Origin of the sequence: Metapseudomonas boanensis (assembly GCF_018704125.1) — a bacterium.
GTDB classification, from domain to species: domain Bacteria; phylum Pseudomonadota; class Gammaproteobacteria; order Pseudomonadales; family Pseudomonadaceae; genus Metapseudomonas; species Metapseudomonas boanensis.
On sequence record NZ_JAGTIS010000023.1, the window covers coordinates 1 to 14,390 of the forward strand.

General features: G+C 64.2%; 14 protein-coding genes. All 14 read right to left on the minus strand.

Translation table 11 applies throughout. The features are described 5' to 3' along the window. Nucleotides 1-131, minus strand: a 131-nt coding sequence (locus J7302_RS24280; RefSeq protein ID WP_215380966.1) for an acyl-CoA dehydrogenase N-terminal domain-containing protein, incomplete at its 3' end; no start/stop codon positions are given. 167 nt (nt 132-298) lie between these two features. Continuing rightward, a complete protein-coding gene (locus J7302_RS24285; RefSeq protein ID WP_215380838.1) occupies nt 299-2,092 on the minus strand; it encodes an acyl-CoA dehydrogenase C-terminal domain-containing protein in 1,794 nt (597 codons plus the stop codon). Between the two features lie 169 nt (nt 2,093-2,261). Further along, nucleotides 2,262-4,067 carry a phenylacyl-CoA dehydrogenase gene (locus tag J7302_RS24290; RefSeq protein ID WP_215380842.1) on the minus strand — a complete coding sequence of 602 codons (1,806 nt, stop codon included), beginning with the start codon at nt 4,065-4,067 and terminating at the stop codon, nt 2,262-2,264. Between the two features lie 292 nt (nt 4,068-4,359). Then, nucleotides 4,360-4,611 carry a hypothetical protein gene (locus J7302_RS24295; protein ID WP_215380846.1) on the minus strand — a complete coding sequence of 84 codons (252 nt, stop codon included), beginning with the start codon at nt 4,609-4,611 and terminating at the stop codon, nt 4,360-4,362. Between the two features lie 99 nt (nt 4,612-4,710). Further along, nucleotides 4,711-5,400, minus strand: coding sequence for a dethiobiotin synthase (gene bioD, locus J7302_RS24300; protein ID WP_215380849.1), 690 nt, complete (start codon nt 5,398-5,400; stop codon nt 4,711-4,713). After that, nucleotides 5,401-6,228 carry a malonyl-ACP O-methyltransferase BioC gene (gene bioC, locus J7302_RS24305; RefSeq protein WP_215380852.1) on the minus strand — a complete coding sequence of 276 codons (828 nt, stop codon included), beginning with the start codon at nt 6,226-6,228 and terminating at the stop codon, nt 5,401-5,403. Continuing rightward, on the minus strand, nt 6,221-6,946 hold the full coding sequence (locus J7302_RS24310) for an alpha/beta fold hydrolase (protein ID WP_215380855.1): 726 nt from the start codon (nt 6,944-6,946) through the stop codon (nt 6,221-6,223). Before J7302_RS24310 ends, bioC begins: the two co-directional genes overlap by 8 nt. Further along, nucleotides 6,939-8,120 (minus strand): 8-amino-7-oxononanoate synthase, encoded by a 1,182-nt coding sequence (gene bioF / locus J7302_RS24315; RefSeq protein ID WP_215380858.1) that lies wholly within the window; start codon nt 8,118-8,120, stop codon nt 6,939-6,941. The genes J7302_RS24310 and bioF overlap by 8 nt, the downstream gene beginning before the upstream one ends. Nucleotides 8,121-8,221: 101 nt before the next feature. Continuing rightward, nucleotides 8,222-9,280 carry a biotin synthase BioB gene (gene bioB / locus J7302_RS24320; protein ID WP_215380861.1) on the minus strand — a complete coding sequence of 353 codons (1,059 nt, stop codon included), beginning with the start codon at nt 9,278-9,280 and terminating at the stop codon, nt 8,222-8,224. A 160-nt stretch (nt 9,281-9,440) separates the two neighbouring features. Continuing rightward, complete coding sequence (locus J7302_RS24325; protein ID WP_394359112.1) at nt 9,441-10,757, minus strand: purine-cytosine permease family protein; 1,317 nt, start codon at nt 10,755-10,757, stop codon at nt 9,441-9,443. A gap of 107 nt (nt 10,758-10,864) precedes the next feature. Then, nucleotides 10,865-11,842: a 5-oxoprolinase subunit C family protein gene (locus tag J7302_RS24330; RefSeq protein ID WP_215380863.1), complete on the minus strand. Its 978-nt coding sequence runs from the start codon at nt 11,840-11,842 to the stop codon at nt 10,865-10,867. Next, nucleotides 11,832-12,713, minus strand: a complete 882-nt coding sequence (locus J7302_RS24335) for a 5-oxoprolinase subunit B family protein (protein ID WP_215380865.1) — start codon at nt 12,711-12,713, stop codon at nt 11,832-11,834. Before J7302_RS24335 ends, J7302_RS24330 begins: the two co-directional genes overlap by 11 nt. Nucleotide 12,714: 1 nt before the next feature. Then, complete coding sequence (locus J7302_RS24340) at nt 12,715-14,103, minus strand: acetyl-CoA carboxylase biotin carboxylase subunit (protein ID WP_215380867.1); 1,389 nt, start codon at nt 14,101-14,103, stop codon at nt 12,715-12,717. A 10-nt stretch (nt 14,104-14,113) separates the two neighbouring features. Beyond that, nucleotides 14,114-14,362 (minus strand): acetyl-CoA carboxylase, encoded by a 249-nt coding sequence (locus J7302_RS24345; RefSeq protein WP_215380870.1) that lies wholly within the window; start codon nt 14,360-14,362, stop codon nt 14,114-14,116. Between the last annotated feature and the right edge of the window lie 28 nt (nt 14,363-14,390).

Here is a 14,390-nt window from a genome sequence, read left to right on the forward strand (position 1 = left end):
AGGATCGCCGCAGCGGTATCGACGTCAACCACTTCGGCCAGCGCCGGCAGTTCTGACCACAGTTTGGCCACGTCGAAGACTTCATTGAGGACGAAGCGCATGTCGCGCAAGGGGGCTTTGTAGTCAGCCATGTGCAAACCTCGCAAACACTCTACAGGGGCCAGGAAAGGCCGAATTCACGGATCGGTCGCCGAGTCTACCCCAACAACTTTTCAGACACATAGAGTCCTTATATGACCGCAGAGTATTTATCGGTCACTCAATTAATAGGGCCCGCCAGAAAGACGGGCCTGCTGGGTCAGAGCGCGAAGTGCTCTGCCGGCAGCTGCATCAGGCAATCGCTGCCCGCCTCCACCGCAGCCCGATGAGCCTCGGTGCGCGGCAGCAGACGTTTGAAGTAGAAGTCACAGGTGGCCAGTTTGGTCTGGTAGTAGGCCGTATCGCCACTGCCGCCCTGCAGCTTCGCATCGGCGACCAGTGCCATGCGCAGCCAGAAGTAGGCCAGGATGATGTAGCCCGAATACATCAGGTAATCGAGCGCTGCAGCGCCCACTTCGTCGGGGTTCTTCATGGCCGCCAGGCCGACCTTCTGGGTCAGCTCACCCCACTGCTGGTTGAGACGTGCCAGCTCTGCCACATGCGCCTTGAGTTGGGGATGCTCCGCCTGAGTCTGGCAGAACTTGTGGATCTGCCTGGTGAAACCGCGCAGCAGCTTGCCTTGGCTGCCCAGCACCTTGCGCCCGAGGAGGTCCAGCGCCTGGATGCCGTTGGTGCCTTCGTAGATAGGGGCGATGCGGCAGTCGCGTACCAGCTGCTCCATGCCCCACTCGCGGATGTAGCCATGGCCGCCGAACACCTGCATGCCAAGGTTGGTGGCCTCCAGGCCGGTCTCGGTCATGAACGCCTTGCAGATGGGGGTGAGGAAGGCCAGCAGGCTTTCGGCCTCCTCGCATTGCTCGGCGCTATCGCTGCGATGGGCGATGTCCAATTGCTGGGCGGTGAAGTAGGCCAGGGCGCGGTTGCCTTCGTTGAAGGCTTTCATGGTCAGCAGCATGCGCCGCACATCGGGATGCACGATGATCGGGTCGGCTGCTTTCTCCGGCGCCTTCGGTCCGGTCAAGGCGCGCATCTGCAAGCGGTCATTGGCGTAGCGCACCGCGCCCTGGTAGCTCGCCTCGCCGAGGCAGAGCCCCTGCATGCCAGTACCCAGGCGTGCGTGGTTCATCATGGTAAACATGCAGTTCAGACCCTTGTTCGGTTCGCCGATGAGGAAGCCCTTGGCGCCGTCGAAGTTCATCACGCAGGTGGCCGAAGCCTTGATGCCCATCTTGTGCTCGATGGAGCCGCAGGAGACCGCGTTACGCTCACCGACACCTTCACCGGCGGGCAGGAACTTGGGCACGATGAACAGCGAGATGCCCTTGGTGCCAGCCGGCGCGTCGGGCAGCTTGGCCAGCACCAGGTGAACGATGTTTTCGCTCATGTCGTGCTCGCCGGCAGAGATGAATATCTTGGTGCCGGAGATCGCATAACTGCCGTCCACCTGGGGCACGGCGCGGGTCTTGATGATGCCGAGATCGGTGCCACAGTGTGGCTCGGTCAGGCACATGGTGCCGGTCCAGCGCCCCTCGGTGAGGCGGGTCAGGTAGGTCTGCTTCTGCTCTTCGGTGCCATGGGCATGGATGGCCGACATGGCGCCGTGGGTCAGGCCGGGGTACATGGCCCAGGACTGGTTGGCTGCAGCCACCATTTCGCTGATGATCAGACCCAGCGAGTGCGGCAGGCCTTGGCCGCCATAGGCGGGGTCGGCAGCCAGGCCGTTCCAGCCGCCCTCGACGTACTGGGCAAAGGCTTCCTTGAAGCCCTTTGGCGTGGTGACCACGCCGTCTTTCCACTGGCACTCTTCTTCATCGCCGCTGCGGTTCAGGGGCGACAGCACCTGCTCGCAAAACTTGGCGCCCTCTTCGAGGATTGCCGCGACCATGTCCGGGGTCGCGTCGCTGGCACCCAGTGCAGCGTAGCTGGCCGGGAAGTCGAAGACTTCGTCGGTGAGGAAACGGATGTCGCGCAGCGGGGCCTTGTACTCGGGCATGGCAGATTCTCCGGAATGGCAGTCAAACGGTCGTTTGACGCTAGTCCCGGCAGGCGTCTCGGTCAATCGAACGGTGGACGCTGAATGCCGCGCCATAACGCAGGCCCAATAAAAATAAAAAAGCGGAGGGTTGCCCCTCCGCCTTTTTTCCAATCTCGCCACGCGGGTCTTAGTAACCCAGGGCGAAATCTTCTTCGGCCATGTCCATCAGGTTGCTGGCACCGGACAGCATGGTTTCCACATGCATGCGGGTACGCGGCAGGATGCGCTTGAAGTAGAAGCGCGCAGTCTGCAGCTTGGCCTTGTAGAAGGCAGCATCGCCTTCGCCGGCAGCCAATTTCTCGGCAGCCAGGCGCGCCATGTCGGCCCAGAAGTAGGCCAGGCAGGCGTAGCCGGAGTACATCAGGTAGTCCACCGAAGCGGCACCGACTTCCTCACGGTCCTTCATGGCGGCCATGCCGACTTTCATGGTCAGCTCGCCCCACTCTTTGTTCAACTTGGCCAGCGGCTCGACGAATTCCTTGACGGAATCGTTGGCTTCGTTGGCCTGGCAGAACTTGTGGACGATCTTGGTGAAGCCCTTCAGCGCTTCGCCCTGGGTCATCAGTATCTTGCGGCCCAGCAGGTCGAGGGCCTGAACGCCAGTGGTGCCTTCGTACATCATGGAGATGCGGCAGTCGCGCAGGTTCTGCTCCATGCCCCACTCACTGATGAAGCCATGGCCACCGTAGATCTGCATGCCGTGGGAAGCGGACTCGAAGCCCACTTCGGTCATGAAGGCCTTGGCGATCGGAGTCAGGAAGGCCAGAAGCGCATCAGCAGCTTTGCGCTCTTCTTCGTTCTGACTGTACTTGACGATGTCCACCTGCTTGGCGGTGAAGTAGACCATTGCGCGGTTGCCTTCGGCGAAGGCCTTCATGGTCAGCAGCATGCGGCGCACGTCCGGATGCACGATGATCGGGTCAGCAGGCTTCTCGGGCGCTTTCGGGCCGGTCAGGGAGCGCATCTGCAGGCGCTCGCGGGCGTACTTGATGCCACCCTGGAAACCGATCTCGGCGTGGGCCAGGCCTTGCAGCGCGGTACCCAGGCGAGCGGTATTCATGAAGGTGAACATGCAGTTCAGGCCTTTGTTCGCCGGGCCGATCAGATAACCGGTAGCGCCGTCGAAGTTCATCACGCAGGTAGCGTTGGCGTGGATGCCCATCTTGTGCTCGATGGAGCCACAGGAAACGGCATTGCGTTCACCAACGGAACCGTCGGCAGTCGGCAGGAACTTCGGCACGATGAACAGGGAAATGCCTTTCGTGCCGGCCGGGGCATCGGGCAGGCGGGCCAGGACGATATGGACGATGTTGTCGGCCATGTCGTGCTCACCGGCGGAGATGAAGATCTTGGTGCCGGAGACTTTGTAGGAACCATCAGCCTGGGGCTCGGCCTTGGTACGCAGCATGCCCAGGTCGGTACCGCAATGCGGCTCGGTCAGGCACATGGTGCCAGTCCACTCGCCGGATACCAGCTTGGTCAGGTAGGTGTGCTTCTGATCGTCGGTGCCATGGGCGGACAGGGTGTTCATCGCGCCATGGGACAAACCAGGGTACATGCCCCAGGACCAGTTGGCCTCGCCGACCATTTCGCTGATGGCCAGGCCCAGGGACTCCGGCAGGCCTTGACCGCCGTGGTCGACGTCGTGGGCCAGGCTCGGCCAGCCGCCTTCGACGAACTGCTTGTAGGCTTCCTTGAAGCCGGTCGGAGTCTTCACGCCGGACTCGCTCCAGGTGCAGCCCTCGGTATCACCCACGCGGTTCAACGGAGCGATCACCTGCTCACAGAACTTGGCGCCCTCTTCGAGAATGGCGTTGACCATGTCCGGGGTGGCGTCCTGGCAGCCAGGCAGGCTCTGATAGTGCGCTTCGTAGCCGAGCAGTTCGTCACGTACGAAACGAATATCACGCAAGGGGGCCTTGTAATCAGGCATAGCGATAAACCTCTGCGGTGGGTTCCTAGTTCAGGTGACCGGGGCGCCGGTCGCGTGCTGCATCTGGTTCTTCGTTGCACGGCATCGCCGGCAACAATCAAACAGGCGTTTGAAACATACGTTTACGCCAAACCCTTGTCAAGCGGCCTTCCCGACCGACCAGTCACGCTTTCAGGCGTGCAGCAACCCGACCGTGCAGTGAATTCTGCAGGCCTCTAATGACAGTAAAGTTCAAGAACGAAGGGGCAGCGCCAGGGCGCTGCAGACCAGAGACAGGACGGTGGAGAGGGAGTCAGGCGTGGGTGTCGATCAAGGTACCCAGCGCGGCGTCGGCCGCCTCGATGACCTTCGCGCCCGCCTGGGCTTCGAACTTGCCAACGTCCAGTGCAACCAGGCTGGAGGTCAGGTCGGCAGCTTCGGCCTGAGGTTGTTCGCCGCGCCGCAGGCTGCTGCCGACGATATCGGTAGCCGCCTGGTCGATGCGCCGCTGGCCGGCTTGGACGGCGCCAAGACCTGCGTTGAACAAGTTTTTGCTGATTTCCATGCCGGACTCCGCTGGCGAATGGACAGTGGCGGCAATTGAAGCAGCCGGAGCGCGCGGACGCAATTTCTGCTGGCCATGTAGCCCGGACTGAAGTCCGGGCTACATGGCCAGGTTCAGCCGGGAGAGATCGAGGTAGGCCGCCACTGCGGCGGGGGTTGCCTCAGCGAGGTGCGGCACGCGGCCCAGACAGGGGGCCGGCAGGCGCTCGGCGAGAGTGGCGAGGTTTTCTTCGAGGCGAGAGGTGGCCGGGTCGACGATGTTGGCGACCCACCCTGCCAGGCGCAGGCCGTCACGTGCGATCGCCTCGGCGGTGAGCAGCGCGTGGTTGATGCACCCCAGGCGCACCCCCACTACGAGAATGACCGGCAACCCCAGAGTGATGGGCAGGTCGGACAGGCTTGCCGCACCCGCCAGCGGAACGCGCCAGCCGCCGGCGCCTTCCACCAGGGTGAACTCCGCACCCTTGCCCAGCACGTGCCGCACCGGTGCGGCCAGAGCCTCGACACTCAGATCGACACCCGTTTCGTGCGCCGCCAGGTGCGGGGCGATGGCCGGGGCGAAGGCCAGCGGATTGACCTCGTCATAAGTCAGCGGCAGCGAGCATTCTCCCAGCAGCGCCAGGGCGTCGCTGTTGCGCAGGCCATCGGGCGTCTGCTCGCAGCCGGAGGCCACCGGTTTGGCCGCCGCGGTCGAGCGGCCGACTATGCGGGCAGCACGCAACAGGCCGGCGGCAACGGTAGTCTTACCAATCTCGGTGTCGGTGCCAGTGACGAAGTAGGCCTCGCGCATTCAATCTTCCTTTTGTAGTACGCCGTAGACCACCTGGTAGGTGGCCGGCAGCCCCTGGGGCTGGCGGAAACGCTCATAGGCCTCGACCAGGGCCAGGATGCGGGTCCGCCCAGTGAGGCCGCCAGGGCGGCCCGGGTTCAGATTGTGCGCACCCAACGCCTTGAGTTCATTGGTCAGGCTACGCAAGTCCGGGTAGTGCAAGGCCAGGGCCCGGCTCTCCAGGTCGAGCGGCAACAGACCGCTGGCAGCGCAGAGATCCTGGTAGTCCTCCAGGCGGCGGAAACGGTTGACGTGAATGAAGCCATCCACTGCCAGCCAACTATCACGCAGCTCCTGCAGCGTACCGACGCACAGGCTGGAAAAGGCGAAGATTCCGCCCAGCTGCAGCACGCGCCGAGCCTCGGCCAGCACGGCAGCGAAGTCGGCGCACCATTGTACGGCCAGGCTGGAGAAGATCAGTTGCTGCGATCCAGAGGTCAGCGGCAGATGCTCGGCATCCCCGGCGATGAAGTGCCGGGCACCGCCCTGCGGACGCGCATGGCGCAGCATGCCCTCGGCGATATCCAGCGCGACGCCATCGGCCTCTGGGAAACGGTCGGCCAGGGCCCGGGAAAAGTAGCCGGTGCCACAGCCCATGTCGAGCCAGCGACGTGGCACAAAGGTAGTTGGCAGGCTCGCTAGCAGTTCGTGACCTACCGCTCGCTGCAGGGCGGCGACGCTGTCGTAGCTCTGTGCCGCACGGGAAAAGGAAGCCGCCACCTGACGCTTGTCCGGCAACAGGCCCCCGGTCTCGACCGAGGGTTTGGCAGCAGCCAGGGGATCAGACATCATCGCCCTCTCGCATGAATACAAGGATGGCCTCAGCCACCTCATCGGGGGTCTCCAACGGTAGGCCATGACTGGCTTCCGGGAAGACCTGCAACTCGATATCGGGCAGCCATTCCAGCAACGCATCCGCCGCGGTGACCGGTACCAGCGCGTCGCGCCCGGCAAACAGGTGCAACTGCGGACCACTGAAGCCCTGCAACGCAGCGCGCGTATCCAACACATCCAGCAGACGCAAACCGGCGTCCAGCGTCTTGGGGTCGACGCTTGGTTGAGTGACCTGCAGTTGCCGCGCCAGGGTACGCGCATCGCGAGCGCCCTGGGCGACCAGTAGACTGAAGCGCTTGAGGGTCTGCGCCGGGTCGAGCCGGCAAGCCTCGTGGAAGGCAGTGAAGACGTCATGCGGCATGGCGCTGGGCCAATCCTCGCGAGCGCGGAAGCTCAGGTTGCTGCAAAGGCCGATCAACCCCCGGCATGCGTCGCCACGGCGTGCCGCCAGTTGCGCCGCCAGCATGCCGCCAAGGGACCAGCCGGCCAGCCAGGTATCACGGGGCAGGCGCTCATCCAGCGCATCCAGCCAGGTGCCAGCCTGTTCGAGGCCTGGCAGAGGCTCGATTTCCACACGCAGGTGCGGCGCTCGTTCCACCAGTGCATCACGCAGCGGTTCCAGAGCAGCCGGGCCGATGGCCCAGCCCGGCAGCAGGATCAAGTGTTCACGCATCGGCAGCATCCTCCGGTGGCAACTCGGCCCAGCACTCGGCCAGGGCAGTCAGCAATGATTCAAGCTGCTCTTCGCTGTGGGCGGCAGAGAATGTGACGCGCAGGCGCGCACTGCCGGCTGGTACGGTGGGTGGGCGGATGGCACCGACCAGGATGCCGCGGGCCTTGAGCAAGGCCGACAGTTGCATGGCGCGAGCGCTATCGCCGATCAGGATCGGCTGGATTGGCGTCGGGCTGTCCATCAGGGTCAGGCCAATTTCGGCCGCGCCCTCGCGAAAGCGCTGGATCAGCTTGACGAGGTGCTCGCGACGCCAGCTTTCGCGCTGCAGCAACTCCAGGCTCTTCAGCGTGGCGCAGGCCACTGCCGGAGGCTGGCTGGTGGTGTAGATGTACGGGCGGGCGAACTGAATCAGCGTCTCGATCAGCTCTTCGCTACCGGCCACAAAGGCACCAGCAGTGCCGAAGGCCTTGCCGAGGGTGCCGACCAGCACCGGCACATCGTCCAGGCCCAGGCCGAAATGTTCGACAATGCCGCCGCCGTGAGCGCCGAGCGGGCCGAAGCCATGGGCGTCATCGACCATCACCCAGGCGCCCTTTGCCTTGGCGGCGGCACAGATCGCCGGCAATTCGGCCAGGTCACCGTCCATGCTGAATACGCCGTCAGTCACCACCAGAGTGTTGCCTTCGGCCTTCTCCAGGCGACTGGCGAGGCTGACTGCATCGTTGTGCAGGTAGCGCGAGAAACGCGCCCCGCTGAGCAGGCCGGCGTCCAGCAGGGAAGCGTGGTTGAGGCGGTCCTCCAGCACCGTGTCGCCCTTGCCGAGCAGCGCGGTCACGGCGCCGAGATTGGCCATGTAGCCGGTGGAAAACAGCAGCGCACGGGGCCGGCCGGTGAACTCGGCCAACGCCAGCTCCAAGTCATGGTGCGGGCCACTGTGGCCGATCACCAGGTGCGAGGCACCACCACCGGCGCCCCAGCGTTCGGCGCCCTGGCGCATGGCGGCGATCACTTCGGGGTGATTGGCCAGGCCCAGGTAATCGTTGGAGCAGAAGGCCAGCATGGGCCGACCGTCGACCTCCACCTCTGGGCCCTGCGGGCTCTCCAGCAAGGGGCGCTGGCGGTAGAGATTTTCCGCATGGCGGGCGGCAAGGCGGGAGGCGAAATCGAAGGACATGGGCGGGTCGGCTTTGTGTAGGAGCCAGCTTGCTGGCGAACCTGCAGGAGCCTCACGGCTTCACAAGCCCGCTCGCTCCTACAGAATTCGGTGATGCAGTATCAGACGGATGCGGCGTCGTAGAACAGCTTGGAGTCGCGCTGCTCGACCAGCGCCTGCGCGATGGCGGCCTGGTGCACTTCATCGGCGTGCTCTTCGCGCTCTTCCGGCTTGATGCCGAGACGGGCGAACAGCTGCATGTCTTTTTCCGCCTGCGGGTTGGCGGTGGTCAGCAGCTTCTCACCGTAGAAGATCGAGTTGGCGCCGGCCATGAAGGCCAGGGCCTGCATCTGCTCGTTCATCTGCTCGCGACCGGCGGACAGGCGAACGTGGGACTTCGGCATCATGATGCGCGCCACGGCCAGGGTGCGGATGAAGTCGAATGGATCGACGTCCTTCTCTTCTGCCAGCGGGGTGCCTTGGACCTTGACCAGCATGTTGATCGGAACCGATTCCGGATGCTCCGGCAGGTTGGCCAACTGGATCAGCAGGCCGGCGCGGTCGTCAACGGACTCGCCCATGCCGAGGATGCCGCCGGAGCAGATTTTCATCCCAGCCTCACGCACGTAGGCCAGGGTCTGCAGACGCTCGCTGTAGGTGCGAGTGGTGATGATGTTGCCGTAGAACTCCGGCGAGGTATCCAGGTTGTGGTTGTAGTAGTCGAGACCGGCCTCGGCCAGCGCCTGGGTCTGCTCCTGGGTCAGCTTGCCGAGGGTCATGCAGGTTTCCAAGCCGAGCTTCTTCACGCCTTTAACCATCTCCAGCACGTAGGGCATGTCCTTGGCGGACGGGTGCTTCCAGGCGGCGCCCATGCAGAAACGGGTAGAGCCGATGGACTTGGCTTCGGCTGCGGCCTGGAGGACCTTCTGCACCTCCATCAGCTTTTCCTTGTCCAGGCCGGTGTTGTAGTGGCCGGACTGCGGGCAGTACTTGCAGTCTTCCGGGCAGGCGCCGGTCTTGATCGACAACAGCGTGGAAACCTGTACCCGGTTCGGGTCGAAATGTGCGCGGTGGACAGTCTGGGCCTGGAACAGCAGATCGTTGAACGGCTGCTCGAACAGCGCCTTCACTTCGGCAAGGGACCAATCGTGGCGGGTAACGAGGGTTGCAGTTGCACTCATGGAGGTTTCCTTCGACGCTTTGGCGTTGCTTCTTGTCAGGGATGCCCGGCTGCGACACCGGTAATTCAGGCTTAGGGCATCATAAGTTGAGCTATGACGCTGTCAACCACAAACTGGACACAGGTTTACATCTGATCATTTTTTGATCATTCGGCATTCGCTACGCCAAGGCAGTTCGCCCGACTTTGCCAAAGCGCGCGGCAACGCCGTAGACGCCCGCCGAGACCAGGAAAGTCAGCGGGGCCGAAAGCGACTGCAGCACGCCGCCAGCCTGCATCAGCGCGAACCCCAGCAGCACACCACAGAACCAGGCGGCCAATCCGACAGCATTCAGCTTGGGGGAATCAGTCACCTGGGCCGTCCCCTTGCCAAGGATGTGCGCCAGCGCCACGCCAACCCAGGCCACCACGAACACGCCCTGCCAGGCCAGCGCCTTGAGCAGCCAGGCGAACACATCCGCCAGCATCAGGCCGTAGACCGCCGCTCCTACCACCAGGGCCCAGACCACGCGCGAATAGCGCAGGCGCAGCAGGTCGCCGAAGAAGGCCTGCATGTTTACCGTGGCCAGGTAGTAGTTGGCAGTATTGATGCGCGTCTGGGTGACCCAGACGAACAGCAGACCCCAGATACCCATCAGCTGGAGAATCGCCAGCACCACCGTCACTTCGCTCAGCTCACCCTGGCGCGGAATGCTCGCGGCGAGGTAGATGCCGGCCATGCCGTTGAGCAGGAAGGTCACCAGATAGAAGGGCATGCCGAAGTTCCAGCGGCCGTGGTACTTGGCGTCTTCCGGCTTGCCGAAACGTGCGTAGTCGAAGGTGAACATCATCAGCACCCACACGCCCATGTAGGCGGTAAAGCAATCCCACCAGCCAGTCGCCGACGGCTCGGCAGGGCCGAAATCCAGCCACTGCGGCTGGTAGCCGTATTCGCCTATGGACAACGCCACGGCAGCCAGCAGACCGAACAGGTAGAACGGCAGTAGTACGCCGTTGAACTTGTCCAGCCAGTTCTGCACGCTGCCGAAGATCAGCGGCACGCTGTACAGCACCACCAGCAGCGCTGCCAACGGGTAGGAAATAGACGGATAGAGATGATTGAACGCCACCGCGATCACCGAGCCTTCGAAGACCGCGTAGTAGATCGCCGTGGAGAAGAAGATCAGCGTTGCCAGGGAGGCGCCGAGCCGGCCGAACAGCACACGCGAGAACAGCGCCACCGATAGGCCGCTGCGTAAGGCGAAGCGACTGATCACCGCGTTGATCACGCCGTAGCAGACCACAGAGAGCAGCATGCCAATGATGGCGTTACGCGCGCCGTAAGCCAGCGCCAACGACGCTCCGACCACGATGTAGAACATGGCGCTGCACACGGCCCACCAGGCCATGGTCAGCGAGAGCTTGCCCATCCGAGCGTTGAGGGGAACGGGTTGGGTGGAAAGGTCGATGTCTTGTTCTTGTGTCGACAGACTTGCCATCTTGGTTTCTCCGCAAGATGAGGCCCAGGTTTTGCGGCAACAGGGGACCGCGACGGCTCCCTGCGAAGAGGGAGCCACCGGGTACCGCCGTTGCTGCGCGTGGTTAATCAGGCAAGGAAGAAGCGGTTCAGCCGTTCGAGTTGCTGGTTGTAGTGACGTCGGGCCGCCAACGCCTCTTCTAAGGTGATGGCGACGAAACGGGCGCGCTGGTTCGGCTGCATCTGCGCCATCAGGTTGAGGTCAGGGCTGATCACCGTGCCGATCATCGCGTAGCCGCCGCCGGACACCGCGTCCCGGTGCAGGACGATGGGTTCCAGCCCACCAGGCACCTGGATCGAGCCGATGGGGTAGCAGGCGTCGACGATGTTCGACGGATCGGAACCGGCGCCGAAGGGCTGTTCGCGCGGTTCGAACTCCAGCGGCGTGCCACCCTTGAAGCGGTAGCCGGTGCGATCGGCTTCCGAGCCTACGGTCCAGGTATCGGCGAAGAACTGCTCCGCCGCGCGGGCGGTGAGGCGGTGATGGTAAAGACCCGGGACCACGCGCAGGGTCACTTCTCCACCCAGCTCGATATGCAACGAGCGCGGCAGGGCCAGGCCTTCGCGATCCTGCCCGGACGGTTGGCCCAGCGGCAGTTCATCACCGGCAGCCAGACGACGGCCGTTGAAGCCGCCGATGGAGCCCAGGCCGTAGGTGGAACGGCTGCCGAGCACCTCCGGTACATCGATGCCGCCGTCGATGGCGACATAACCCCGGGCCCCGGCCTTGATGTAATCAAAGCCCAGCACCTGGCCAGCGCGCACATGGAACGTGGCGTCCTGGGGCATCTCGGCGCCATCCAGGCGAGGGGTCATGCGTGCGCCGCACACCGCCACCAGGGCATCGCGCTGGAATTCCAGCTGCGGGCCAAGCAGCGTGCATTCGAGCACGGCGGCAGCCGCCGGGTTGCCGACCAACAGGTTGGCGGCTCGCAGCGCGTACTGGTCGAGCGCACCGGACGGCGGAATCCCCAGGTGGTAATGGCCCTCGCGGCCGGCATCCTGCACCGAAGTGGCGAGACCGGGTTTCAGCACCTTAATCGACATGGAGCACCTCCTGCAGGTGCTGATTGCAGCCTTGCGGGTCCTGAATGAAGGCATCCAGATCGAAAGTGACCGGACGGATGCGCAACTGGAAGGTTCCAGCCTCGACTTCGGCCACGGCCTGGTCGTAGGCCTCGCGGTCGATGGGCTTGAACTTGACGATGTCGCCGGAGCGGAAGAACACCATGGATTCCTTCAGGTAGCCCAGGCGCTGCTGCGGGTCGTAGATGGGCGCCGGGGTGACGCCGAACATCTGGTAGCCGCCAGCCCCACGCACCGAGTAGATGCAGCCGAAGCAGCCGCCGTGGCCGAGGGTCAGCTTAGGCGTGTCGGTGCGCGGACGCAGGTACTTGGGCACCTGCAACTGCTGCTCGCGCTCGACCATCTGGTACATGAAGGGCAGCCCGGCGACGAAGCCGACCATGGAAACGAACCAGGGCGTGCCGCTGTGGGCGTCGATGAATGCCTGCGCGTCGGCATAGCCGTTGACCTTGGCCGCGTACTCCAGGTCGGTGGCGGACGGGTCCTGGTGGCGGTCGCGGAAGCGCATCAGCGTTTCATGGGTCCAGGGATCGTTATAGAGCACCGGGATCTCGATGATTCGCGTCTGGATACTGCGCTCGGCGGTGGCCTCGGCCTCCAGTTCGCGGACCTTTTCCAGCAGCGCCTTCGGGGCGATTTCGTCGGGGTTGAAGCGGATCTGGAAGGATGCGTTGGCCAGACAGATATCGAGCACGCCGGGCAGCGCCTGCTGCTCGACGGCGCGGGTGATTGCCATGCCGCGGAAGAAGGCTTCCAGCGACATGGACTCGGACACTTCGGCGAAGAGGTGCTCATCGCCGCCGAAGCTGTAGCGCACGGGTTCTGCGTTCATCTCAAGCCTCCGGGGCGGCGGGCGCCAGCAGAGCGGCCCGTTCGGCGAGCCAGGGTTCCAGGGTTCCGGTGTCGAACTGACCGTCACGCACCGCCGGGTCGGCGAGCAGCAGGCGGTGCAGCGCAATGGTGGTGGCCATGCCGGTGAGGCGGGTGGCGTCCAGCGCCGCTTCGGCCCGGGCGAAGGCCTCGGCGCGGTCGCCGCCGTGCACCACCAACTTGGCCAGCAGCGAGTCGTAATAGGCCGGGACCCGATAGCCCTCGAACAGGTGGCTCTCCACGCGGATACCCTCGCCTTGCGGCCAGACCAGCTCCTCCACCAGGCCCGGACTGGGGAAGAAGTTGCGCGCCGGGTCCTCGGCGTTGATGCGCATTTCCAGCGCCGCGCCCTGGATGTGGATGTCGTCCTGGCGCAGCGACAGCGACTCGCCGCCGGCGATACGCAGCATCCACTGCACCAGGTCGATGCCGGTGATCATCTCGCTGATCGGGTGCTCGACCTGGATGCGCGTGTTCATCTCGATAAAGAAGAACTCGCCGCTGTGGGAATCGAACAGATACTCCAGGGTGCCAGCACCGCGATAACCGATGTCGCGAGCCAGGCGCACGGCGCTTTCGCACAAGGCTTGGCGCTGCTCGGCGGTGAGGACCGGCGATGGCGCTTCCTCGAAGACTTTCTGCCGACGGCGCTGCAGCGAGCACTCGCGCTCGAACAGGTGCACCGCATGCTGACCGTCGCCGAGGATCTGCACCTCGATATGCCGCGCCTGACGAATGAAACGCTCCAGGTAAACAGCGTCCGAACCGAACGCGGCCTGGGCTTCGCGCTGGGCCAGGGGAAATTCGCGGGACAGTTCGGCGGCGTCGTGTGCGATGCGGATGCCACGACCGCCGCCACCAGCGGAGGCCTTGATCAGCAATGGATAGCCCACCGTCTCGGCGCAGGCCAGGGCTGAGGCGAGGTCATCCAGCTCACCCGGCGAGCCTGGCACCACCGGTACGCCGGCGGCCCGGGCGGTGCGCCGCGCTTCGGCCTTATCGCCCATGCGGCGGATGGTGTCGGCACCCGGGCCGACGAAAATCAGGCCCGCCTCGACCACCGCCTGGGCAAAGGCGGCGTTCTCCGAGAGGAAGCCATAACCGGGGTGGATGGCATTGGCGCCGCTGTCCCGCGCGGCTTGCAGCAGAGCCTCGGCGTTCAGATAACTCTTGTCGGCGCGGGCCGGGCCGATGATCCGCACCTCGTCGGCCAGACGGGCCGGCAGCGACTGGGCGTCGGCCTCGCTGCACGCGGCCACGGTGGGAATGCCCAAGGCCTGGGCCGCGCGGATGATGCGTACGGCGATCTCGCCGCGGTTAGCCACCAGCAGCTTGTGGATGGAGTTGCTCATCGTCCGGCCCTCACACGTCGGTTTCGATCACGGCCAGCAATTGCCCCGGCTCCACCGGGTCACCGTCCTCGGCGTGGAACGCCAGCACCCGACCGCCCTGGTCGGAGGTCAATTCGGAGAACTGTTTCATCACCTCCACCAGCCCGATCACGGCACCGGCTTGCACACGGTCACCGGCGTTGGCGTAGTTGTCGGCATCCGGGCTTGGTTTGCGGTAGAAGGTGCCGGGCAAAGGGGAAAGCACGTGATATTCGGCCATTTCTATTCCTCTTGTAGTCATTGTCTAG

What these genes read in the sequence shown, in the direction of transcription:
- J7302_RS24285 (WP_215380838.1), bottom strand. Translation starts at nt 2,092, where the DNA reads ATGCCCGAGTACAAGGCCCCGCTGCGCGACATCCGTTTCCTCACCGAC.
- J7302_RS24290 (WP_215380842.1), bottom strand. Translation starts at nt 4,067, where the DNA reads ATGCCTGATTACAAGGCCCCCTTGCGTGATATTCGTTTCGTACGTGAC.
- J7302_RS24295 (WP_215380846.1), bottom strand. Translation starts at nt 4,611, where the DNA reads ATGGAAATCAGCAAAAACTTGTTCAACGCAGGTCTTGGCGCCGTCCAA.
- bioD (WP_215380849.1), bottom strand. Translation starts at nt 5,400, where the DNA reads ATGCGCGAGGCCTACTTCGTCACTGGCACCGACACCGAGATTGGTAAG.
- bioC (WP_215380852.1), bottom strand. Translation starts at nt 6,228, where the DNA reads ATGTCTGATCCCCTGGCTGCTGCCAAACCCTCGGTCGAGACCGGGGGC.
- J7302_RS24310 (WP_215380855.1), bottom strand. Translation starts at nt 6,946, where the DNA reads ATGCGTGAACACTTGATCCTGCTGCCGGGCTGGGCCATCGGCCCGGCT.
- bioF (WP_215380858.1), bottom strand. Translation starts at nt 8,120, where the DNA reads ATGTCCTTCGATTTCGCCTCCCGCCTTGCCGCCCGCCATGCGGAAAAT.
- bioB (WP_215380861.1), bottom strand. Translation starts at nt 9,280, where the DNA reads ATGAGTGCAACTGCAACCCTCGTTACCCGCCACGATTGGTCCCTTGCC.
- J7302_RS24325 (WP_394359112.1), bottom strand. Translation starts at nt 10,757, where the DNA reads ATGGCAAGTCTGTCGACACAAGAACAAGACATCGACCTTTCCACCCAA.
- J7302_RS24330 (WP_215380863.1), bottom strand. Translation starts at nt 11,842, where the DNA reads ATGTCGATTAAGGTGCTGAAACCCGGTCTCGCCACTTCGGTGCAGGAT.
- J7302_RS24335 (WP_215380865.1), bottom strand. Translation starts at nt 12,713, where the DNA reads ATGAACGCAGAACCCGTGCGCTACAGCTTCGGCGGCGATGAGCACCTC.
- J7302_RS24340 (WP_215380867.1), bottom strand. Translation starts at nt 14,103, where the DNA reads ATGAGCAACTCCATCCACAAGCTGCTGGTGGCTAACCGCGGCGAGATC.
- J7302_RS24345 (WP_215380870.1), bottom strand. Translation starts at nt 14,362, where the DNA reads ATGGCCGAATATCACGTGCTTTCCCCTTTGCCCGGCACCTTCTACCGC.